Raw genomic sequence first — 23,553 nt, forward strand, 5'->3', positions numbered from 1 at the left:
CCTTCCGGTTCTCGCGCTTGGCATGGGCCTGACATTGCGTGCAAACCCCCCACGAGAGGAAGCCCGTTGCAGAGCTACCTGAAGCACCTCCGCAGAGCCACCGCGGCCGGCGCCGTCGCCCTCGCCGCCGTCAGCCTCCAGCCCGCGGCCGCCACCGCCGCCACCCCCACGCCCGAGCCCGGCTCCGTCCAGACCAAGATCGTCGGTGGCACCAAGGCGGACCAGGGCGAATTCCCCTTCATGGTCCGGCTGTCGATGGGCTGCGGCGGCGCCCTGTACGCGAAGGACATCGTGCTGACCGCCGCCCACTGCGTGGACGGCAGCGGCCCCAACACCTCCATCACCGCCACCGCCGGCGTGGTCGACCTCCAGGACTCCAAGGCCGTCAGCGTGAAGTCCACCGAGGTCCTCCAGGCCCCCGGCTACAACGGCAAGGGCAAGGACTGGGCGCTGATCAAGCTCGCCAAGCCCATCGACCTGCCGACGCTGAAGATAGCGGAGAACGACAAGCTCACCAGCGGCGAGTTCGACATAGCCGGCTGGGGCGCCGACAAGGAAGGCGGCCAGCAGCAGCGCTACCTGCTCAAGGCCAAGGTGCCCTTCGTCGACGACGCCACCTGCAAGAAGGCCTACGGCGACCAGCTCACCCCCGGCGAGGAGATCTGCGCCGGCAAGCTGGACACCGGCGGCATCGACACCTGCCAGGGCGACTCCGGCGGCCCGCTGTTCCGCAAGGACGAGGCCGGCCAGTGGCTCCAGGTCGGCATCGTCAGCTGGGGCGAGGGCTGCGCCCGGCCCGGCAAGCCCGGCGTCTACACCGAGGTGAGCACCTTCGCCGCGGACATCAAGAAGGCGGCCGACGGCCTGGCCGGCTGACCCGCCCGCAGCAGCGCACCCGCCGCGCCCCGGACGCCGTACGGCACCGGGGCGCGGTCGCGCGGCAGGGACCTCCGCCGGGCGGACGGCGCGGTACCGGGACCTTCGTCCCGGACCGCCGGGACCCCGCTCCTCCTTTCGGCCGGGTGCGCGGTGCCACGGATGACCGTCCGGCCGATGCCCGCCCGTCCGGCCCCTTCCTAGCGTGGGTCCCGTGACCACCGAACCCCGCCGCGCGCCGCGGTCCCCGGCACCCGGCGCCGAGCGCCCCGGCGACCACCGGGCGACCGTCCTCGCCGCCCTGCTCCTCGCCGCCTCCGCCGCGGCCGTCACCTGGCTCCTCCTCGGCGGCCGTGGCCACCCCCTCCAGGCCGTTCCCACCCCGGCCGGCGTCCACCTCACGAGCGACCGGACGACCACCCCCGTCCGTGCCGCGGGCGGCTGCGGCCCCGGGACCCGCGGGTGCGCCGACGGCTGGCGCCCGGCGCTGCCCCCGCGCTGCTGCTGCGGGCCGTGTCACCCCGCCGTCCGCCGGTGACCGGTCCCGGGGCCGCCCAGCGGTTGCGGGGCGCGATCACCGCAGGTCAGATGGAGAGCGGCGGGCGCCCGTGCCCGCTGCCGGACACGGCGCGCGAACAGGGCGAAGGACACATGGCGATCAGCGTGGTCATCGCGGACGACCAGGAGATGGTCCGGATGGGCTTCCGGATGATCCTGGAGAGCCGGCCGGACATCAAGGTCCTCGCCGACGTCGTGGACGGCGCGGCGGCCCTGTCCGCGGTGGAGCGGCTGCGCCCCGACGTACTGCTGCTCGACATCCGCATGCCCAAGGTGGACGGCCTGGAGGTCACCCGCAGGCTCGCCGAGCGCTCCGCCGCCCACCCCGAGTACGAGGGCAGGCCGCGCATCGTCATCGTCACCACCTTCGACCTCGACGCCTACGTGTATGCCGCGCTGCACGGCGGCGCCTCCGGCTTCCTGCTGAAGGACGCCAGCCCCGCCATGCTCGTGGAGGCGGTGCGCGCCGCAGCCGCCGGCGACGCACTGATCTCGCCCGCCATCACCGTACGGCTGCTGCGCGAACTGGCCCCCGCGACGGCCGGCGGCGGCACCCGCACCCCCACCGAACCGCTGACCGACCGCGAACAGGACGTCGTACGGGCCCTGGCCCGCGGCCGGACCAATGCCGAGATCGCCGCCGAACTCTACGTCTCGCTGTCCACCGTCAAGACCCACCTCGCCAACATCCAGGCCAAACTGGACGCCCGCAACCGGGTCGAGATCGCCGCCTGGGCGTGGGAGAGCGGGCTGGTCGCGAGCGGCCCCGCCGGCGGCCCGGCCGGGCCGTGAGCCCGATGTCCGGGTGGGCGCGCGCCCACCCGCGCAAGGCCGTCGCCGCGAAGACCGCCCTGGCCGCGGTGCTGCTCTTCCTCGTCGGCTTCGAGACCGTCGCACTCGCCCGCCAGCCCACCCGCCCGCACGCGACCGTCGTCGCCGCCGCCGTGGTCGTCTGCCTGTGCGCCGTACCCAACGCGCGCACCCCGCTGCGCGTCCGCGCCTGGGCCGCCGCCTGCGTCTCCCTCGCCGCCTCGGTGGTCCTGATCGCCGGACAGCACGCCCTCGTGGTGTGGGGCCTCGGCGAAGGCATCGCCCTGCTGGTGCTGCTCACCGGCGTGGTGCACCGCGCCCCCGGCCGCACCGCCGCGGTCCTCGGGCCCATGCTGGGCCTGGCCTGCGTCCTCGCCCCGATGCGCGACATCCGGCTGGGCCTGTGGACCGTCGTCTACGGCGTGCTCACCGTCGTCGTCAGCGCCTACTCCATGATCCTGCGCTGGCAGGACGCCCAGCGGATGCGGGACCTGGCCGCCGTACGCACCGCCGAACGCCTGGAACTCGCCCGTGAGCTGCACGACGTGGTGGCCCACCACGTCACCGGCATCGTCGTCCAGGCCCGCGCCGCCCGCTTCACCTCGCTCAGCGGCCCGCAGGCGGGCGCCGCCTTCGAACGGATCGAGACCTCCGGCGGCGAGGCGCTGAGCGCGATGCGCCGCCTGGTCCACGTCCTGCGGGAGGGCGCCGCGCGCAACCGGCCGCTCGCCGGGCTGGCCGAAGTCCGCACCCTCACCGACGCCTTCGCCCGCACCGGCCCGCCCGTCGCCCTGCACATCGACAAGGGCCTCGACGAGACGGTCCCCGCCGAGGTCGCCGCCGCCGTCTACCGCATCGTCCGCGAAGCCCTCACCAACGTCCGCAAGCACGCCGCGGACGCCACCGCCGTCCGCATCGGCGTCCGTGCCGTACCGTCCGGCCTCGAACTGCGCGTCGCCGACGACGGCAAGCACCCCGCCCACCTCTCCGAACAGGCCCGCGGCGGCAGCTTCGGCCTGGCCGGGCTGACCGAACGGGCCGAGGCGATGGGCGGCCGGCTGACGGCGGGGCCCGCGCCCGAGGGCGGCTGGGAGGTACGGGCCGTCCTGCCGCTGGGGGCGGGGGACGACGACACGCGCGGGGCCGCGGGCCCGCCCGGCTCCGGCTCCGGCCCGGCATGATCCCCGCGCCGGCGCTCTGCTCCCGCTGGACGCCGGTCAGGACCGCGGTGGCGGTGACGGCGGGGTGTTCACGGGCGGTAGACCGTGCCGGGCTGCGGGCGGGCCGGCGCCATCAGCTGCGGGACCGTGACGAAGGTGTAGCCCCGGTGGCGGAGTTCGGTGATGATGCCGGGCACGGCGGGGATGGTGCCCGCGTACCGCTCGTGCAGCAGGATGATCCCGTCGCGCTCGGTCTGGCCGAGGACCCGCTTCTTGATCAAAGCGGTGTCCGTGGTCCGGTAGTCCTTGGCGGTGACGCTCCACAGGATCTGCGACAGGCCCAGTTTCTCCAGGACCCCGGACACGCGGTCGTCGGTGGCACCGCCCGGCGGGCGCATCAGGGTGGGGGAGTGGCCCGTTATCTTCCTGACGTCCTCCTGGACCGGGGCGATCTCGTCGCGGATCTGGTCGGGGGTGAGCTCGGTGAGGTCTTCGTGCGACCAGGTGTGGTTGGCTATCTCGTGGCCCTCGTCGGCCATCCGGCGCACGGTGTCCGGGTAGGTATCGGTATGGCCCTTCCCCTGGAGGAAGAAGGTGGCCGGCACCTTTTCCCGCTTCAGGATGTCCAGCAGTTTCGGGGTCGGCTCGCTGGGACCGCCGTCGAAGGTGAGCGCAACGCACTTGGCGATGCGGCAGTCGACCGGCCGGCTGTGGCCGGCATCCTGCTTCGCCCCTTCCCGGGCTTCCGCGGGGGAGACGACACCGGTCAAGGTGCTACAGCCGGCAAGGATCATGACGGCGATGGCGGCGAGCAGGGGCGCGCCCGCCCTTCTGGCGAATCGGACAGCGGTGGAATTCCCGGAACAGAACATGGCGGCAACGGTAAAGAACGGAAAGCCGCTGCGACTTCGTCGGAAAGTCGGTAATGAGCGGGTGGCGAAAGGACGAGCCGCGGCAGCGGAATGTACTTCGGTAGGGGAATTCCCCTTGGTGGTGCAAAGCGGTTCGTCGAGCGATAGGCGTCGGTGGTGGGCACCGGGCAGTGGGACGTGACCTCACGGGCGTTGTGTACGGCCGAGCGCGGTGCGGCGCAGCCGGCGCACCGCTCCACGGGCGAGCAGCGCACCGGTGGCCCGGTACAGCGCCGCCGGGCCCAGCACCGGATCGCTTCTGCGGGGCCCCGGCACGCCTGCTGAGGCACGAGCGTCGTGGCGGGCGCGCAAGGCGGTGAGCAGGCCGTCGTAACGGCCGGCGGCTCTCATGGGAGCGAACGCCCGGGCGACGCGTTCGCGGGCGGCTGCTCCCATACGGGTACGCAGCTGCGCGTCGTCCATGAGTCGCAGCAGGGCGGCGCTGTAGGCGCGGACGTCGTCGCGCGGGACCAGCAGGCCGTCGATGCCGTCGCGCAGGATCTCGCGCGGGCCGTGCGGGCAGTCCGTGCTGATCACCGGCAGGCCGCAGCGCATCGCCTCCACGATGGTCATGCCGAAGGACTCCTGCGCCGAGGTGACCGCCGCTATGGAGCCCTTGGCCCACTCCGGGTCCAGCGGGGTCACGGGCCCCATGAGGCGCACCCGGCCGCGCAGGCCGCGGCGTTCGATGTCGGCGGCCAGCCGGCCCTCCTCCGGGCCCTCGCCGTAGATGCGCAGGGACCAGTCGGGGCGCTGGGCGCTGACCCGGGCGAAGGCGTCGATGAGCATGTCGTAGCGCTTGACCCGGGTCAGCCGGCCGGCCGCCACGACGACCTTGGCGGCGCCGTCGGCCGGCGGTGCCGTGGTGGTGGGCACGCTGTTGGGGATGGCTTCGACCATGGCGTGCGGGAGGCGCAGACCGGTGCGGTGGGCCCGGGCGTCGGCCCGGGTCATCGTCACCAGCGCGTCGAGGTGCGGATACCAGAGCCGCAGCTGGCGGCGGAGCCGGTGCGGGTGACTGTCATGCGTGAGGTGCTCCTGGCCGATGCGCAGGACTCCCGGCGGCCCGAAGCGGGCGAGCAGCACATTGAGCCCGGTACGGGCGCTGATCACGGCGTCCGCGTCGGTCCGGGCCAGCCAGTCGATGATCCGCTGCTCGGCCAGCCGGTGGTACTGGCCGGCGCGGCTCTCGCCCGCGGGGAAATGGATGCCGGGCTGCCGGGCGCGTGGATCCGCCATGTCCGCCGCGGACCCGCGACGGTCCACCAGGGCGGTCAGGGGCACGCCCGGCGGCGGCTCCAGCAGCGGCTGCGCCCGGTGCCGGAAGACGGACACCAGGCGCACGTCGTGCAGCTCGGCGAGCGACCCGGCCAGATTGAAGGTCGTACGGGTCGTGCCACCGATGGCATAGGCGTTGTGCAGCAAGAACGCGATGCGCATGACGACGCAATCTCCTGTTTTCTCCGTGGTCGGGCGTTCCGGTGAACGGAAAACGAACGCTTCCGGGGCCGGGGGAAATCGAGCGGCGACAGGAGTCCCGGCACAGCTCACCGAGGAACGCTAAAGCGGAGAAAACGCCGGCGCATCGGCACAAGGTCGGCAAGACCGATGACGAAAGGATGAGTCAAGACAGCGGCCCATACTTAGGTATAGGAATAGCCGCGCAAGCAAACCCGCCGCCGTCTTGAGCGGATGCCGGGCCGGGCAAAGACGTATGCTTTGCTGCTGTGAGCTGGAAAGAAATGGACCCCGCCCGGCGCGCCCGAATCATCGACGCACTGGCCGTCATCGGGGCCGCCGCCCTTTCGGTGGCCGCGGGCTACGCGAATTCCGCGGTCGCGGGCGACCCGAAGGGCGTATGGCTGCACCCGGGGCTCACGTCGTTCGTGCCCCTGTCGGTGGACCACGTCCTTCCGCCGCCGCTCAAGGGCCACGCGGATCTGCTGGTTCCGCTGGTGGGCAGCGTGCTGTTGTGGTGGCGCCGCCGGTGGCCGGTGCCCATCGCCGTGGTGCTGATGTTCCTGTCGATCAGCTGGCCGCTGCTTCCCGCGGCCCTCGTCGCCCTGTTCACCGTCGCCGCCACCCGTTCCTCCCGGACCACCATCGGCGTCACGGCGTTCTCCCTGCTGCCCTTCGCGCTGTACTTCGCCCTGCACCCCTACCTCACCGACGTGAAGCTCTCCATCACGGCGCGCACGGGAGGCGCGCTGGTGGCCGTGCTGGTGGGCGCGGCCGTCGGCTGGGGCCTGTTCCTGCGCGTCCTGCACGAGAGCACCGAGCACGCCCGTACGGAGGCCGTCCTGCGCGCCGACCAGGTCCGCCAGCGCGAACGCGAATCGCTGGCACGCGAAATGCACGACGTGCTCGCGCACCGCCTGTCCCTGCTGAGCGTGCACGCCGGCGCTCTGGAGGTGAACCCCGGCGCGCCCGCCGAGCAGGTCGAGCAGGCTGCGGCCGTCATCCGCTCCAGCGCCCACCAGGCACTGGACGACCTTCAGGAGGTCCTCGGCGTGCTGCGCGCCCCCCTGACCGACGGCACCCGCTCCGAACCGCCCCAGCCGGTGCTCGCCGACCTGGCCCACCTGGTGCAGGAGTCACGTACCGCCGGAATGCGGATCGACCTGGACGAGTCCGTCCCGGACAAGGAGGCGGTCCCCGAGGCGACCGGGCGGACCGCCTACCGGATCGTGCAGGAAGCCCTGACCAACGCCCGCAAACACGCACCCGGCCAGCCCGTGACCATCACGGTGCACGGAACAGCGGGCAGGGGACTGGACCTGGAGGTGAGCAACCCGGTGCCCGAGGACGCCCGGCCCCGCGTACCCGGAAGCGAACTGGGACTCATCGGCCTTCAGGAGCGCGCGGCCCTGGTCGGCGGCGCCCTCACCTACGGCCTGCACGACAGCACCCACCGGATTCAGGCACGGCTGCCGTGGCCCGCGTGATCCGCGTACTGCTCGTCGACGACGACGCCCTCGTCCGCGCGGGGCTGCGCATGATGCTCGCCTCCGCCGCCGACATCGAGGTCGTCGCCGAGGCCGCCGACGGCAGCGAGGTCGAGGCGCTGGCGGACCGGCACGCTCCCGACCTCGTCCTCATGGACATCCGGATGCCCACCGTCGACGGCCTGGACGCCACCCGCCGCCTGCGGGCCCGGCCCGGCGCCCCCGAGGTCGTGGTGCTGACCACCTTCACCACCGACGGGTACGTCCTGCGGGCCCTCCAGGCGGGAGCCGCCGGCTTCCTCCTCAAGCACACCCACCCCGACCGGATCATCGACGCCGTCCGCCGGGCCGCGGCCGGCGAGCCGGTCATGTCACCCGAAGCCCTCCGCCACCTGATCGGCACGGTCACGGCCGGCCCTCCTGAGTCCTCCGCTCCGGCCCAGGCGCCCGCCCCCGCGGCCACACCGGCACCGGGCCCGGACGCCGAGGCCCGGCAGCTGCTCGACCTCCTCGGGGACCGTGAGCTGGAGGTCGCCGTCGCCATCGGCCAAGGCAAGACCAACGCCCAGATCTCGTCCGAGCTCCACATGAGCGTTCCCACCGTCAAGTCCCACGTCTCGCACATCCTGGCCAAACTCGACCTGAACAACCGCGTACAGATCGCCCTGCTGGTCTACCGCTCCGGCAGAGCCTGAGACCGTACGCCTGCCGCTGGGACCGCCATGGGGCCGGTCATCGCCCGCGTGGCACCGGTCATGGCTCCGGGCCGGGGACCGAGCGACGGGCCGTCGTGCCGGCGATTCCCAGGAGCCCTTAGTCCAACACCCGCCGCGTCTTTGTCCATGGTGCCGCCCGCCGCGCACCGAGCACCCTGTCCCGCGACGGACAGTGCCGGGGCGAGGAACGGAGAGCGCACGTGAACGGACGGACAGGCGCGGCGGCACCCACCGGTGCGGGAGAACCGGCCAACGCGGGAGAACCGGCGGACCCGGAGCACGGGCCCAGCCGCAGGAAGGTCGTCGGCACCGCGCTCGCCGGAATCGCCACCGCGCTCCCGCTCGGCGCCGGCAGCGCGCACGCCGACGGGCCGCGCACCGCGCCGGGAGAAGCCGTGCTGCGCTCCGACGCGCTGGAGGTCCGCGTCGACACCGCCTTCCCCCGCATCGTCTCCTACACCGACCGCGGCACCGGAGCCGTCCTGTACGGCCAGTCCGAGCCGGTCATTCAGATCCTCGTGGACGGCACCGCCCGCACTCCACGGGTCACCTCCCGCCCGGCCGCCGGCCGCATCCGCTACACCCTCGCCCTCGACGGCGGCATCGAGATCGACGCCGAGATCACCGTCCGCGGATGGCGCGTCGACTGGCGCGTCACCAGGATCGCCGACACCCCGGCCCTGCGCGTGGGCACCCTCCAGATCCCCGGGCTCGCCCTGCTCAGCGTCCGCAGCGACCAGCCGGACGCCGCCCTCCTCGCCGCCCGTATCGACCTGGACAAGGCCAGGAGCGGCGACACCCTGATCCGGATCACCCCCGCCACCCCCGTGGACGCCGCGCCCGTCGGCTGTGCGTACGCGGTCGTCGCCACCGGCCGGCTCGCCGCCGCCATCGAGACCAACACCGTGTACGACACGCCCACCAAGGCCACCACCTGGGAGAACGGGCGGCTGTGGCGGCAGACCGGTACCAGCGGCGGGCACCGCTCGGCCCGCCTCGGCTGCGGCCAGTGGACCCACCGCGCCGCCACCGCGCCCGTGGACGACACCGAGCCGCTGCCGTACGCCACCGTCATCCTCACCCGCGACCGCAACGGCGACGGCACCGCCGACTGGCAGGACGCCGCCATCGCGCTGCGCGACATCATGGTCAGCCCGCTCGGCGCGGACACCCAGCACCTGCGCGTCGTCGCCCACATCCCCTTCAACTTCGCCAGCCAGGCCACCAACCCCTTCCTGGCCACCCTCGACAACGTCAAACGGATCGCGCTGGCCACCGACGGGCTGCGGCAGTTCACGCTCCTGAAGGGCTACCAGTCCGAGGGCCACGACTCCGCCCACCCCGACTACGGCGGCAACCACAACACCCGCGCCGGCGGGCTCGCCGACCTCAACACCCTGCTGCGCGCCGGGAAGAAGTGGCACAGCGACTTCGCCGTGCACGTCAACACCACCGAGTCCTACCCCGTCGCGCACGCCTTCTCCGAAACGCTCGTCGACAAGAACGACGAGCAGTGGGACTGGCTCGACCAGTCCTACCGGATCGACCCCCGCCGCGACCTCGTCTCCGGCGACATCGTCCGGCGCTTCCGGCAGCTGCGCACGGAGACCGACCCGGCCCTGAACACCCTCTACATCGACGTGTTCCGCGAATCCGGCTGGCACTCCGACCGCCTCCAGCGCCATCTGCGCGAACAGGGCTGGCAGGTGACCACCGAATGGGGCCACGGCCTGGAACGCTCCGCCCTGTGGGCGCACTGGGCCAACGAGACCGACTACGGCGGCGACGGCTCCCGCGGCATCAACTCCCGGCTCATCCGCTTCGTGCGCAACCACCAGAAGGACGTGTTCGCGAACAAGTGGCCGACGCTGCTGGGCGGCGCCCGGATGGGCAACTTCGAGGGCTGGGTCGGCAAGACCGACTGGCACGCCTTCTACCGGATCATCTGGGTGGACGCGCTGCCCGCCAAATACCTCCAGGCGTACCCGATCCGCACCTGGCGCGACCACGAGATCACGTTCGAAGGGCCGACCGCCACCGCCGTCACGGACACCGGCGGCACCCGCCGGATCACCACCGACGGACGGCTCGTGTACGACGGCGGCAGCTACCTGCTGCCCTGGGAACCCCGCCGGGCCACCGACCCCGAGAAGCTCTACCACTACAACCCGGCGGGCGGCACGACCACCTGGACGCTGCCGCGCGGCTGGTCCGGGAGCCGGAGCGTGTACGCGTACCGGCTCACCGACCAGGGCCGGAGCGAGGTGCGGCAGCTGCCCGTACACGGCGGGAAGATCACCGTCACCGCCGCGGCCGGGCAGCCGTATGTGCTCTACCGACGGCCCGCGCCGGCGCAGGGCGGGCCCGGCTGGGGACCGCACAGCGGCCGGGGCGGGCGCCGGGGGCCGGGCTGGGGCGAGGGCACGCCGCTCGCCGACCCCGGCTTCCACTCCGGCACCCTCGACGCCTGGCAGGTCAGCGGGCCCGCCACGGTCGAGCCGAGCCCGCTGGGCGACTACGAACTCGTCATCGGCGCGGGCGGCGCGGCGGCCGTCGCCCAGCGGCTCACCCGCCTCGCGCCCGGCACCTACGCGGCCTCCGTGCAGGTGGAGGTGGGCGCGCGGCCGGGGGAGCGGCGCCGCGCCACGCTGGAGGTACGCACCGGCGACGGCCGCACGGCCGCCAACTGGGCCGAGACCTCCACCGCCGGGAACCACGTCGCCGCCGACCGCAAGCACGGCACCCGCTTCCAGCGGATGTTCACCCGCTTCACCGTCCCCGAGGGCGGCGGCCCGGTCACCCTCACCCTCGGAGCCGCGGCCGGCACCGCGCGCGTCCGCTTCGACAACGTGCGGGTCGTGCCCGCGGTGCCCACGCACCGGCCGGGCACCGTCGTGTACGAGGACTTCGAGCACGTACCGCAGGGCTGGGGCCCCTTCGTCAAGGGCGACGCGGGCCAGGTCACCGACCCGCGGACGCACATCGCGCAGCGGCACGCGCCCTTCACCCAGCGCGGCTGGAACGGCAAGGCCGTCGATGACGTCATCGACGGCGGCCAGTCCCTCAAGTCCCGTGGCGAGAACCAGGGCCTGGTGTACCGCACGGTGCCGCACACCGTGCGCTTCGTCCCCGGGCACCGCTACCGGGTCACCTTCCGGTACGAGAACGAGAAGGCCGGGCAGTACGCCTGGATCACGGCCGCCGACACACCGGGCACCCGCGAACTGAGCCGCACCCCGCTGCCCGTCGCCACCGCCCCCGCCACCCACACGTACGAGTTCACCGCCCCGGAGAGCGGCGAGGCGTGGGTGGGGCTGCGCAAGACGGGCGGCGACGGGAAGGCGGAGTTCGTGCTGGACGCCTTCGAGGTGCGCGAGGTGTGAGGCACCGGAGCCCGGCCTGCCCGGACGGGCCGGAAGGCCGTGGCTCAGGGCACCAGACCGGGCGCCCCCGCCCCGCCCCCCTCAGGGGCCGGGGCGCCCTCCAGCTCCAGCAGGAGCAGCTCGTTGACGCCCGCGCGCAGCACCGGGCCGGGGACGTACAGGGTGCGCTGCGGGCCCGCCGCCCAGTAGCGCCCCAGGCAGAAACCGTTGATCCAGGCGAAGCCGCGGGCCCAGCCGGGCAGTTCGAGGGCGGCGTCACCGGGGGAGGGCACGGACAGCGTGGCCCGGTAGAGGCCCGGCTGCCCACCCAGAAGGGACCCTTCGACGCACCTGAAGGGCACCCGCCCCACCGCCGCCGCGTCCTCCAGCGCGTCCAGCCGCAGCCCGCGCGCCCGTACCCCGTGCAGATACTGCCGCTCATGCAGCACCCCGCCCGTGATGCCCTTCGGCTCCCCGAGCCGCGGCCCGTAGTTGACCCGCCCCAGCGACTCCACCCACAGCTCCACGGTGGCGGGGCCGGACACCGCCGCACCGGTCTCCGCCTCCTCCTCAGCCAGGGTCGGCCCGCGCACCCCGTCCACGTACGTCACCGCCAGGTCGCGCAAACCCGTCACCCGCAGCGGGAACGGGCCGCGCGGGCCGGGCACCTCGAAGCGGTAGCGCACCACACCCCGGTCCACGTCCAGCTCCTCGAACGTCGGAGGGACACCCGATGCGACCTCCGGGCCGCCCAGCACCTCCAGGACGTCCGCCGGCGGCGCCCAGCCGTCGAACACAGCCTTCACGGGCGCGGCGAGCACCGGCGGCGGTTCGGGAACCTCCGGCAGCGGCCCCGGCGCGTAGGCCGCCAGCACCTCGCGGAAGAGCCGGAACTTCTCCGTGGGGCGCCCGCGTTCATCGATGGGCGCGTCGTAGTCGTACGACGTCACGGTCGGCTCCAGCGCACCGCCGTGCAGCTCGCCGGAACGGTTCGCCCCCGCCCAGCCGCCGAAGTTCGTCCCACCGTGCGCCATGTAGACGTTGACCGACGCACCGCACTCCAGGATCTCCCGCAGTGCGTCCGCCGCCTCCTCCGGAGGGCGCGCCACCGGCGCGTCACCCCAGTGCGAGAACCAGCCGCACCAGAACTCCATACACACCAGCGGGCCGCGCGGCTGGTGGCGGCGCAGCGCCGCGAACGCCTCCCGCGCCCCGGAACCGAAGTTGGCGGTGGCCAGGACGCCGGACACGGAACCACCGGTGAGCATGTGGTCCTCGGGACCGTCCGACGTGAACAGCGGCACGGTCACGCCGAGGCCGCGCAACAGGCCCACCAGGTGCGCCAGATACTCCCCGTCGCTGCCGTACGACCCGTACTCGTTCTCCGCCTGCACCATCACCACCGGCCCGCCGCGGTCGTACTGCCGCGCCACCACCTGCGGCAGCAGCTGTCCGAACCACGCGTCCACAGCCCGCAGGAACGCCGGGTCACGGGTCCGCACGCGCCGTCCCAGCGCGCCGGTCAGCCAGTGCGGCAGCCCGCCGTTCTCCCACTCCGCGCAGATGTACGGGCCGGGCCGGACCAGCGCCAGCAGACCCGCCGCCGACGCCGCGTCCAGGAAGCGGCCCAGCGCCTCCGGATCGCGGTAGCCGCCCGGCCGCGGCTCGTGCAGGTTCCAGGGCACGTACGTCTCCACACAGTTCAGGCCCATGGCCCGCAGCATCGCCAGCCGGTGGCCCCACTGCGCCTCGTGCACCCGGAAGTAGTGCAGGGCGCCCGACAGCAGCCGCACCGGCCGCCCGTCCCGCTCGAAGTCCCGCTCACCCACCACGAACCCGCCCACGGTGTCCGTCCCTCCGTCCGCCTGGTCCTCCGCCCACCCTCACCTCTGGCGGCACGGGGGTCCATGGACAAAGATCGGCGTTGATTGGACGGAACCGGACCTCACCGGACAGGAAACGGCAGCAACCGGTCGGGTACGGGCGCTGCGGCCCGCCCGCGTACGGACCGGCGATCCGCCGCGGACACACCCGGCGCCGCCCGTCCGGACACGGCCCGCCGCGATCCGCTACGAGGAGACGGGAGGACGCCCGCATGTACCACACCTGGATGCGGTACTTCACACCGAGCCCGGTCCACCACCGGCTCGGCCTGGTGTGCCTCGGCGTCGGACTCCAGCACGGCACCCTGCCGCCCGTCGGACCACGCGTCCTCGACCACCACGTCGCCGTCGTCATCGGCGCCGGCCGCGGCTGGTTCACCGGCCCCGACGGCACCCGCGCACCCGTCACCGCCCCCGCCCTGCTGTGGCTCGTCCCCGGCGTCCCCCACCACTACGGCGCCGACCCGCACACCGGCTGGGACGAGAGCTTCGTCGACTTCACCGGCCCCGCCACCGCCACCTACACCGAACTCGGCTACATCGAACCCGACCGCCCCCTGGTCCCGCTCGCCGACACCGCCGCCGCCCGCGCCGCCGTTGGCCGCATCACCCGCGCCGCCCGCCGCGGCAACCCCCTCCTGGAGGTGGAGACCGCGGCCGCCGTCCACGAACTCCTCGTCGCGCTGCGCCGCGCCCGCGCCGACACCGACGCGGACGGCGACCCCGTACTCCAGGCCCTCGCCCGCGACGCGTTCCTGCCGCTGACCGTCGCCGAACACGCCGCCCGCCACGGCATGACCCCGGCCGCCCTGCGCACCGCCGTACGCCGCGGCGCCGGGTGCAGCCCCAAGGACTACCTCCTGGCCATCCGCCTCGGCCGCGCCAAGGAACTGCTCGCCGCCACCGAACTCCCCGTCGCCGCCGTCGCCCGCCGCGTCGGCTACACCGACCCGGCCTACTTCAGCCGCCTGTTCACCCGCCGCGTCGGCACCGCACCCGTCCGCTTCCGCGCCCGCCAGGGCCACAGCGTCCCCGGCGGCTGGTCCACCCGCGTACCCGACCCCGACGACCCGCCGCGGATCGGCTGAACCGGCCCCCTGCTCCGGCCGCGGGCGGCGGGGCGTGCGGCGCACGCGCGGGGCGCGCCCGGCCCGGAAAATCACCGGGCGAGTGCGCGGTGTCAGTGCCGTACGGCAGCATGTGGACATGCCCGCACTGACGCGCGACGAGGCGCAGACCCGAGCCCGACTCCTCGACGTCCACCGCTACGCGATCGACCTCGACCTGACCCACGGCCCCGACCACTTCGTGTCCCGCACGGCCGTCCGCTTCAGTGCGCGCATACCGGGCGACACCCACATCGACGTCAAACCCACCGAGCTGCGCTCCGTCACCCTGGACGGCCGCCCCGTCGACCCGGCCACCCTCGACGGCAACCGCCTGCCGCTCACCGGCCTCACCCCGGGCGAGCACGAACTGCGCCTCGAAGCCACCATGTCCTACTCCCGCACCGGCGAGGGCATGCACCGCTTCACCGACCCCGCCGACGGCGAGACCTACGTCTACAGCCAGATGTTCATGGAAGACGTCCAGCGCGTCTTCGCCGCCTTCGACCAGCCCGACCTGAAGGCCGTCTTCGAGCTGACCGTCACCGCGCCGCCCGGCTGGACCGTCCTCGGCAACAGCACCGCCGCCCACCAGGACCCCACCGCCAACCGCTGGACGCTCGCCCCCACCCCGCCCATCAGCACCTACCTCGTCGCCGTCGCCGCCGGCCCCTGGCACTCCGTGCGCACCGAACACGCCGGCCTGCCCTTCGGCATCCACTGCCGCCGCTCCCTGGCCCCGTACCTGAACGCGGACGCCGAGGAGATCCTCGACATCACCCGCCGCTGCTTCGACCGCTACCACACCCTCTTCGACGAGCCCTACCCCTTCGACTCCTACGACCAGGCCTTCGTCCCCGAGTTCAACCTCGGTGCCATGGAGAACCCGGGCCTGGTCACCCTCCGCGACGAATTCGTGCACCGCTCCGCCGTCACCGACACCGAGCGCCAGAGCCGCGGCATGGTCATCGCCCACGAAATGGCCCACATGTGGTTCGGCGACCTGGTCACCCTCCGGTGGTGGGACGACATCTGGCTCAACGAGTCCTTCGCCGAGTACATGGGCTACCAGGTGCTGTCCGAAGCCACCCGCTTCACCGACACCTGGACCGACTTCGGCATCACCCGCAAGGGCTGGGGCTACGACGCCGACCAGCGCCCCTCCACCCACCCCGTCGCCCCCCTCCCCGAGGAGGTGCCCGACACCGACTCCGCCCAGCTCAACTTCGACGGCATCTCCTACGCCAAGGGCGCCTCCGCGCTGCGCCAGCTCGTCGCCTGGCTGGGCGAGAAGGACTTCCTCAGCGGCATCAACGACCACATCCGCCGCCACCGCTTCGGCAACGCCACCCTCGCCGACTTCATCGACTCCCTCGCCCGCGCCACCGACCGGGACGTGCCCGCCTGGGCCGAAAGCTGGCTGCGCACCACCGGCGTCGACACCCTCACCCCCGTCGTCGGCACGGCCCCCGACGGCGGCTGGACGCTCCGCGTCGACCGGGACGGCAGCCGCCCGCACCACCTCACCGCCGGGCTGTACGACCGCGACCCCACCGACCCGGCCCGCCTCGTCGCCCGCGACCGGCTCGCCTGGGACCTCCCCGCACCGGCCGCGGGGGGCGCCACCGCGCCGGACCACGCGGGGCAGGGCACGCCACCGGCCGCCCGGACCGGCCGTACCGGCACCGGCGGCACCGCCCCGCGGCGCCTGCACACCGCGCCGGGCCCGCGCCCTGCCCTGATCCTCCTGAACGACGGCGACCTCACCTACGCCAAGGTCCGCCTCGACCCGGCCTCCTGGGACACCGTCCGCGCGGCGCTCTCCGGCCTGCCCGCCCCCCTCAGCCGCGCCGTCGTCTGGAACGCCGCCCGCGACATGGTCCGCGACGGCGAACTCGCGCCCACCGCCTACCTGGACGCCGCCCGCGCCCACCTCCCGTACGAGACCGACATCGCCATCGTCTCCGGCACCCTCGCCTTCGCCCGCACCCAGATCGCCGACCGCTACCTCCCCGCCGACGGCCGGCCCGCCGCCCTGAACACCCTCAGCACCATCGCCCGCGACATACTGCGCCGCACCGAGGGCTCCGAGAACGGCGACGGCCAGGGCCTGCGCCTGGCCGCCGTCCGCACCTTCATCGACAGCGCCACCACCCCCGACGGCATACAGGACTGGCTCTCCGGCGGCAGCGTCCCCGGCGGCCCCGTCCTCGACCCCGAACTGCGCTGGCGCATCCTCGGCCGGCTCGCCGTCCTCGGCGCCACCACCCCCGCCGCCATCGAGGAGGAACTGGCCCGCGACCCCAGCGCCACCGGCCGCCAGGGCGCCGCGACCTGCCGGGCCGCCCTCCCCGACCCGGCCGCCAAGGAGGCCGCCTGGGAAGCCCTGTTCGCCACCGACGAGCGCACCGACCTGTCCAACTACCTCTTCAACGCCACCGCCGCCGGCTTCTGGGCGCCCGAACAGCTCGACCTGGTCCGCCCGTACGCCGCCCGCTACTTCCCCGCCGCGGTGGCCCTCGCCGCCCGCCGCGGCCCGGCCCTCGCCGACTCCGCGGGCCGCTACGCCTTCCCCACACCGCTCGTCGACACCACCACCCTCCGCCTCGGCGAGGAGTGCCTGCGCACCGCCGACCCGTCCCCGGCCCTGCGCCGCAAACTCATCGACCAGCTCGACGACCTCCGCAGGGCGTTGCGGGTGAGGGAGGCGTAACGAGAAGCGGGGGCGGCCCGGCGGGGAGCTGGGGCTGTTCGGGTGCGTGCGGGCGTGCGGGGTTCGGTTGGGTGTGCGAAGCGCGCGGGCGGACTCGGGCGGGCTGAGGCTTGGGTTTGAGTGCGCGGGTGCGGGGCGGCGCTGGCCCGCGTCTCGCGCGCGGGCTTGACCTCGGGCTTCGTCCCCTGACATTGATCTCGGGCCCCGCCCCGCGCCCTCGAAGCCCACCCGTACTCGCCCCTGTTCCGGCGCGCCGCACGCCCCACAGCCCCGCAGCCCTGCGTGCCGAAGCCGGACTCCAGGCGGAGCCCGGCTGGCGCACGCTGCGAGGCGAAAGGTTCCGCCACCGCTCGCGCGCCACTGCTCGCGCGCTGCCGCCCGCCACCGGCCCTCGCCCGTACTCCCCGTACGCCCCGGCCCCCACGCCGCACCCCCGGCCCCGCCCGCGCCAAGCCCCCCGCATACCAGGCGGGCCGATCACAACCGCCCCGCCCTCCGCACCGGTACCCCTTTCGGGTTGAGCTCGTCCACCTCGGCAGGTACGCCACCCGGCCCCGGCCAGTCTGTGGTGTGCCCGCTGTCGTGCACCCGAAGGACCCGCCCCATGAACACCCCGCCCCTCGCCGGCGGAGCCGCAGGCCCCGACGCCCTGCGCCCGCTCCTCGGCACCGTTCTCGACGCGTTGCGCGACGGCGCGGCCGCCCGGGGCGGGCCGCTGCCCGCGGGCGGCCCCGGGCGCGTCGCCGCGCGGCTGCGGGAGGCCGCCGGCCCGGTCCTCCCGGAGACCGGCAGCGGGCCCCACGAAGCGCTGCGCGCCCTGGTGTACGCCCTGGCCGAAGGCGCGGCCGACCCCGCCGACCCGCACTGCGCCGCCCACCTGCACTGCCCGCCGCTGGCCCTCGCCGCCGCGGCCGACCTGGCCGCCGCCGCCCTGAACCCGTCGATGGACTCCTGGGACCAGGCCCCCGCCGCCTCCGCCCTCGAAGCCCGTACGGCCCGCGAACTGGCCGCCCTGGTCTACCCGTACGCCCCCGGTCGTACGTACGCCCCCCACGCGTTCCCGCCCCCCGGCCCTCCGTACGAGGCCGGCACCCCCGCCCACCGGCACGGCACCGCCCCACCCCCAGCCGCCGCCCGCCCGCAGGAGGACGACCGGCCGGACGCCCTCGTCACCACCGGTGGCACCGAGTCCAACCAGCTCGGCCTGCTCCTCGCCCGCGAGCACGCCCGCGCCCGGCACACCGAGCCGCTCCGCGTCGTCTGCGGCGCCAACGCGCACCACAGCATCCACCGCGCCGCCTGGCTCCTCGGCCTCCCCGAACCCCTCACCCTCCCCACCCCCAACGGCACCCTCGCCCCCCACACCCTCCACACCGCCCTCACCGACCTCTGCACCCCCGGCCCGCCGGTCCTCGTCTGCGCCACCGCCGGCACCACCGACACCGGCGCCATCGACCCGCTGCCCGCCCTCGCCGACCTCGCGGACACCCACGGCGCCCGCCTCCACATCGACGCCGCCTACGGCGGGCCCCTCCTCTTCAGCGCCACCCACCGCCCGCTCCTCACCGGCCTGCACCGCGCCCACACCGTCACCCTCGACCTGCACAAACTCGGCTGGCAGCCGGTCGCGGCGGGCCTGCTCGCCGTCCCGGCCACGGCCCACCTCGCCCCGCTCGCCCACCGCGCCGCCTACCTCAACGCCGACGACGACACCGAAGCCGGCCTCCCCGATCTGCTCGGCCGCTCCCTGCGCACCACCCGCCGCCCCGACATCCTCAAGATGGCCGTCACCCTCAAGGCCCTCGGCCGTACCGGACTCGCCGACCTCGTCGACCGGACCCTCGCCGCCGCCCGCACCCTCGCCGACCTCATCGACGCCCACCCCGCCCACGAACTCCACTCCCACCCCACCCTGAGCACCGTCCTCTTCCGCCCCGCCGGCGCCGACGACAACACCGTCGCCACCATCCGCCGCCGCCTCCTGCACCGCGGCCGCGCCGTCCTCGGCCGCGCCGCCACCCCCACCGGGCTCTGGCTCAAGGCCACCCTCCTCAACCCCCACACCACCACCGACGACCTCACCTCCCTCCTGAAACTCGTGGAAGGCCACACCCCCCGATGAGCACCCCCCACCCCGACGCCGCCACCGTCCAACTGCCCTCGCCCCACCCGGGTTCCGACACCCCCGCCCGGACCCGCACCGCCGGTACCGAGCCCGAACCCGCCGGCGCCGGGTCCGCCGGCACCCCGGACGCACCGCTGGACCTCGTCGGCATCGGCATCGGCCCCTTCAACCTCTCCCTCGCCGCCCTCGCCCAGCCCCTCACCCACCTGCGCACCGCCTTCTACGACCAGCGCCCCGCCTTCCACTGGCACCCGGGCCTCCTCATCGAGGACGCCACCCTCCAGGTCCCCTTCCTCGCCGACCTGGTCACCCTCGCCGACCCCACCAGCCCCTGGAGCTTCCTGAACTACCTCAAGTACCGGGAACGCCTCTTCCCCTTCTACTTCGCCGAGCGCTTCCACATCCACCGCGCCGAGTACGACGCCTACTGCCGCTGGGTCAGCGACAGCCTCCCCGCCCTGCACTTCCGCCACCAGGTCGACGCCGTCCGCTGGAACGCCGACCGCGCCGCCTTCGAGGTCGACTACACCCAGCTCGGCGAGGACGGCGAAGCCGAGGCCCTCGGCCGCGCCTACGCCCGCAACCTCGCCCTCGGCATCGGCAGCGCCCCGCACGTACCCGAAGCCCTCAGGCCGCTCGTCGACGCCCCCGCCGTCCCCGTCATCCACGCCGCCGACTACCTCGGCCACCGCGAACGCCTGCTGGCCGCCGAGCACATCACCGTCATCGGCGCCGGCCAGTCCGGCGCCGAGGTCTTCCTCGACCTGCTGCGCGCCCGCCCGGCCGGCCGCGAAGGGCTGCACTGGCTCGCCCGTACCGCCGCGTTCGCGCCCATGGAGTACAGCAAACTCGGCCTCGAACACTTCACCCCCGACTACACCCGCTACTTCCACGCCCTCCCCGAGCCCGTCCGCGACGAACTGCTGCCCGGCCAGTGGCAGCTCCACAAGGGCATCGACCACGGCACCCTCGCCGCCATCCACGACGAGCTGTACCGGCGCACCCTCCACGGCGGCTGGCCCGACGCCACCCTCACCCCCGGCGTCACCGTCCGCACCGCCGGGCGCGTCGGCACCACCAAGGTCGAACTCCACCTCGAACACTCCCACCAGGCCGTCCGCAGCCGCCTGACCACCGACGCCGTCGTCCTCGCCACCGGCTACCGGACCTCCCGCACCGACACCCTCCTCGCCGCCCTCGACCCCTACATGCGCCGCGACGCCGCCGTCCGCCCCCGCATCGACACCGACCAGCGGCTCGTCCTCGACCCCTGCGTCACCGGCTCCGTCTTCGTCCAGAACGCCGAACACCACACCCACGGCGTCGGCACCCCCGACCTCGGCCTCGCCGCCTGGCGCAGCGCCACCATCCTCAACACCCTCACCGACGGCCCCGCCTACCCCCTGCCGTCCCGCACCGCCTTCACCACCTTCGGCCTGCGCCCTTCCCCGCCCCGCTCCGCCGCCGACCTGCCCCGCCCCAACTCCACCCTCATCGACAACCCCTGACCCGCCCGGCCCAGGCTCCACGCGGACACCTGGGCCGTACGTGCACCGGACCTCAGAACACCGGCACCCCGTCGCGCGTCAGCCGCCAGTCCACCGAAGCGAACCGCGCGCCGTCGATCTCACCGGTCTCCTTCACCCAGTTGATGATCACGTTGCGGATCTCCTCCGACGTCGACCACACCTGCGGCGCCTTCGCCACGTGCGGGAAATTCCCGCCACCGCTCGCCCGGTAGTTGTTCACCGCCAGCACGAACCGCGCGTCGTCCGCCACCGGCTTCCCCTCGAACGTCAGCTTCCCGATCCGCCGCCCCGGCTCCCGCGCGATATCGATCTCGTACGAAACGCCGCTCACCGCGTCGTAGTTGTAATCGGGAACACCGTCCGCGTTGGTGAGCTTCGCCGGATCGACCGGACCGCCCGCCGGCGTCCGCACGTAATACCGCGCGGAGAACTCCAGATAATCCCGCAGCTGCTTGCCGGTGATGATCCGCGCCTCCAGCGTGTTGTCGAACGGGTACAGCGCGGCCATCGACCGGATCGTCACCGCACCCGCCGGCACCGCCGCCGTACGCGAGAAACACGACGCCTGCGACAGCACCGGCAACGCCGCGTGCTCGCCACCCGCCAGTGCCTTCCGCACCGCCTCCGCCTGCACGTACGCGATGAAATCCAGCACCGGAGTGTCCTTGTACGGCGCTTCCGCCGCGGTCATCTCCGCCTTCGACCGGCCGATGACCTGATTGACGTACGCCACCACCTTCCGCTGCTCCGTACGCAGCAGACGCGTGATCCGCGGATCCTCCGGCGCCGTATTGGAATTCAGCACCTTCGCCGACACCGACTCCACGGACCAGCGCTCCCGCGCACGCACCAGCTGGAAATCGAAGAGCGTCAGCCGCTGGCCCCACTTGAGCGGCTCCGACAGCACCACCTCACGCCCCGTGGCCCGGTTCACCACCCGCCGCTCCGGCACCTCCACATGCGCGTGCCCCACCAGGATCGCGTCGATCCCCGGCACCTGCTCCGCCACCAGCGCCGCCGCGTTCTCCACGTACGGCAGCTGATCCCCGTACGACGACGTGCCGCTCGCCCCCGAATGCGCCGACACGATCACCACGTCCGCGCCCATCGAGCGGAGTTTCGGCACCCATTTCGCGGCCTGTTCCTCCAGCCCCGGAAACGCCAGCTTCCCCTGCACATGCGCCTTGTCCCAGATAGCGATACCGGGATTCGTCAGCCCCAGCACGGCCACCTTCACGTCCCGGCCGCACGGCGTACGCAGCCGCTTCATCCAGTACGGCGGAAACGCCGGCCGCAGCGACTTCGCGTCCACCGCGTTCGCCCCCAGCAGCGGGAAATCGCAGCTCTCCTGGAATTTCCGCAGCACCGGCAACCCGTAATTGAACTCATGGTTGCCGAGCGCCGCCGCGTCGTACCCGATGGCGTTCATCGCCTTCGCCATCGGATGGACCGGACCGTTCGGGCCGGTGATCGGCTCGACCTTCGCGTAGTAATACGCCAGCTGTGTGCCCTGAATCGTGTCACCCGCGTCGATCAGCAGCGTGTTGTGCGCGCCCTTCTCCGCCCGGACCCGCCGCACCAGCGTCGAGATCTTCGCCAGCCCCACATCGTTGTGGTCCTTGTCGTCGAACTCCGCATCCGTGGCGTAATCCCAGTTGAAGACATTGCCGTGCAGATCCGTGGTCCCCATGACCGTGAACGCGTAACGCCGCGCGGGCCGCCCCCCGCCGCCGGACACCGGCACGGCCGCCGTCGGCCCCGCCGTACCGATGAGCGCGGCCCCCGCGCCCGTGGCGACCGAACTCCCCAGGAACTTCCTACGGCCGAGCGGCATGAACATCTCCTTTGACGTATGACGGAAAACGCCGGAAAACGGCGGCGGGCTGTGGCGCTACAGGTACGCCGGATACGAGCGCGTACGACGAAGAGCCGCAACATCCATGGACAACGCGCGTAGATTCTGGCTCAGCAACCTCATCCGCAACACCCCTCACAGGTTGCGATCAGATGACCGCGCCGCCGGACGCCGCCTGACAAACCCCTCACCCCGTGCCAGGCTGCCCCCATGACCGACCCCGACACCCGGCCCGACGGCCTCCCGTACGGCACCCCCGACGCCCCCCGGCTCGCCGTCCGCGGCGAAGCCCGCATCGAGGCCGACCCCGAGATCGCCCGTATCGACATCACCGTCCAGGCCCGCGGCACCGACCGCAACGCCACCCTCAAGGACCTCACCCGCCGCAACGACCAGGCCCTCGCCCTCGTCAAGAGCTACGGTGACGCGGTGGAAAAGGTCGACACCGGCGCCTTCTCCGTCAGCCCCGAAGTCTCCGCCAAGGGCCGCCACGAACGGGTACGCGCCTACCACGGACGCGTCCGCATCACCGCAACGCTCACCGACTTCACCGCACTCGGCGAACTCACCACCCGCCTCGCCGACCTCGACCTCACCCGTGTCGAAGGCCCCTGGTGGGCCCTGCGCCCCGACTCGCCCGCACACCGCGAAGCCCGCCGGCAGGCCGTACAGGAAGCCGTCCAGCGCGCCCGCGAATACGCCGAAGCGCTCGGCGCCCGGCTCGACGCCGTCCTTGAAATCGCCGACACCGGAGCGGAGAACGCCACACCGATGCCCGTCCCCGGCGGCGCGTTCCGCTCCGTCGCCTACGGGGGCGCGGCAGAGAGCGCACCCGCCCTCGACCTGGAGCCCGCACGCCAAGAGGTGTACGCACAGGTCAACGCCCGCTTCACCATGACGCGCCCCGTTCTGTGACCCCCTCCACCCCTCGGGCCACCGCTCCCGTGGGCCCGTTCATCCGCTCATAGGAGCGTGACTGCGCGCATTCAACTACTTGTCAAGAG

Annotated in this window: 16 protein-coding genes; 12 read left to right on the forward strand and 4 right to left on the reverse strand. The window is 73.5% G+C overall.

Annotated elements, in window-relative coordinates; all coding sequences use genetic code 11:
* The first annotated feature begins 66 nt into the window (after positions 1–66).
* The 4 genes from ACH4FX_RS15640 to ACH4FX_RS15655 all read left to right on the forward strand — a co-directional run bounded on the left by ACH4FX_RS15640 (position 67) and on the right by ACH4FX_RS15655 (position 3,425).
* Positions 67–876: a S1 family peptidase gene (locus ACH4FX_RS15640; protein WP_398479101.1), complete on the forward strand. Its 810-nt coding sequence runs from the start codon at positions 67–69 to the stop codon at positions 874–876.
* A gap of 214 nt (positions 877–1,090) precedes the next feature.
* Positions 1,091–1,414, forward strand: coding sequence for a hypothetical protein (locus ACH4FX_RS15645; protein ID WP_398479103.1), 324 nt, complete (start codon positions 1,091–1,093; stop codon positions 1,412–1,414).
* A 113-nt stretch (positions 1,415–1,527) separates the two neighbouring features.
* The gene (locus ACH4FX_RS15650; RefSeq protein WP_398479480.1) at positions 1,528–2,226 is read left to right on the forward strand and encodes a response regulator; all 699 of its coding nucleotides are present in this window, start codon (positions 1,528–1,530) and stop codon (positions 2,224–2,226) included.
* 5 nt (positions 2,227–2,231) lie between these two features.
* Entirely contained in the window at positions 2,232–3,425 is a 1,194-nt protein-coding gene (locus ACH4FX_RS15655; RefSeq protein WP_398479105.1) for a sensor histidine kinase, read from the forward strand.
* A 68-nt stretch (positions 3,426–3,493) separates the two neighbouring features.
* Here the strand turns inward: ACH4FX_RS15655 and ACH4FX_RS15660 are convergent, their stop codons facing one another.
* Positions 3,494–4,276 carry a polysaccharide deacetylase family protein gene (locus ACH4FX_RS15660; protein ID WP_398479107.1) on the reverse strand — a complete coding sequence of 261 codons (783 nt, stop codon included), beginning with the start codon at positions 4,274–4,276 and terminating at the stop codon, positions 3,494–3,496.
* Positions 4,277–4,459: 183 nt separating this feature from the next.
* On the reverse strand, positions 4,460–5,755 hold the full coding sequence (locus ACH4FX_RS15665) for a glycosyltransferase (RefSeq protein ID WP_398479109.1): 1,296 nt from the start codon (positions 5,753–5,755) through the stop codon (positions 4,460–4,462).
* Between the two features lie 287 nt (positions 5,756–6,042).
* Here ACH4FX_RS15665 and ACH4FX_RS15670 point away from each other — a divergent pair, with 287 nt between their 5' ends.
* From ACH4FX_RS15670 to ACH4FX_RS15680, 3 genes are all read left to right on the forward strand, one after another.
* Positions 6,043–7,260, forward strand: a complete 1,218-nt coding sequence (locus ACH4FX_RS15670; protein WP_398479111.1) for a sensor histidine kinase — start codon at positions 6,043–6,045, stop codon at positions 7,258–7,260.
* Positions 7,257–7,955: a response regulator gene (locus ACH4FX_RS15675; protein ID WP_398479113.1), complete on the forward strand. Its 699-nt coding sequence runs from the start codon at positions 7,257–7,259 to the stop codon at positions 7,953–7,955. The genes ACH4FX_RS15670 and ACH4FX_RS15675 overlap by 4 nt, the downstream gene beginning before the upstream one ends.
* Positions 7,956–8,176: 221 nt before the next feature.
* Positions 8,177–11,359, forward strand: coding sequence for an endo-alpha-N-acetylgalactosaminidase family protein (locus tag ACH4FX_RS15680; protein ID WP_398479115.1), 3,183 nt, complete (start codon positions 8,177–8,179; stop codon positions 11,357–11,359).
* Positions 11,360–11,403: 44 nt separating this feature from the next.
* Here the strand turns inward: ACH4FX_RS15680 and ACH4FX_RS15685 are convergent, their stop codons facing one another.
* A complete protein-coding gene (locus tag ACH4FX_RS15685) occupies positions 11,404–13,182 on the reverse strand; it encodes a beta-galactosidase (protein WP_398479117.1) in 1,779 nt (592 codons plus the stop codon).
* A gap of 251 nt (positions 13,183–13,433) precedes the next feature.
* Between ACH4FX_RS15685 and ACH4FX_RS15690 the strand changes: the two genes are divergently transcribed.
* The 4 genes from ACH4FX_RS15690 (at position 13,434) to ACH4FX_RS15705 (ending at position 20,673) form a co-directional block, all read left to right on the forward strand.
* Positions 13,434–14,309, forward strand: coding sequence for a helix-turn-helix domain-containing protein (locus tag ACH4FX_RS15690; RefSeq protein ID WP_398479119.1), 876 nt, complete (start codon positions 13,434–13,436; stop codon positions 14,307–14,309).
* 118 nt (positions 14,310–14,427) lie between these two features.
* The gene (gene pepN, locus ACH4FX_RS15695; protein ID WP_398479121.1) at positions 14,428–17,040 is read left to right on the forward strand and encodes an aminopeptidase N; all 2,613 of its coding nucleotides are present in this window, start codon (positions 14,428–14,430) and stop codon (positions 17,038–17,040) included.
* Positions 17,041–17,644: 604 nt separating this feature from the next.
* On the forward strand, positions 17,645–19,162 hold the full coding sequence (locus tag ACH4FX_RS15700; RefSeq protein WP_398479123.1) for a pyridoxal phosphate-dependent decarboxylase family protein: 1,518 nt from the start codon (positions 17,645–17,647) through the stop codon (positions 19,160–19,162).
* Complete coding sequence (locus ACH4FX_RS15705) at positions 19,159–20,673, forward strand: lysine N(6)-hydroxylase/L-ornithine N(5)-oxygenase family protein (RefSeq protein WP_398479125.1); 1,515 nt, start codon at positions 19,159–19,161, stop codon at positions 20,671–20,673. The genes ACH4FX_RS15700 and ACH4FX_RS15705 overlap by 4 nt, the downstream gene beginning before the upstream one ends.
* A gap of 52 nt (positions 20,674–20,725) precedes the next feature.
* Here ACH4FX_RS15705 and ACH4FX_RS15710 read toward each other — a convergent pair whose 3' ends face one another.
* Entirely contained in the window at positions 20,726–22,528 is a 1,803-nt protein-coding gene (locus ACH4FX_RS15710) for a bifunctional metallophosphatase/5'-nucleotidase (RefSeq protein ID WP_398479126.1), read from the reverse strand.
* 231 nt (positions 22,529–22,759) lie between these two features.
* Between ACH4FX_RS15710 and ACH4FX_RS15715 the strand changes: the two genes are divergently transcribed.
* Positions 22,760–23,464, forward strand: a complete 705-nt coding sequence (locus ACH4FX_RS15715; protein WP_398479128.1) for an SIMPL domain-containing protein — start codon at positions 22,760–22,762, stop codon at positions 23,462–23,464.
* Positions 23,465–23,553: the final 89 nt, after the last annotated feature.

It is taken from the genome of Streptomyces sp. NPDC018019, assembly GCF_044327805.1.
Classification (GTDB): domain Bacteria; phylum Actinomycetota; class Actinomycetes; order Streptomycetales; family Streptomycetaceae; genus Streptomyces.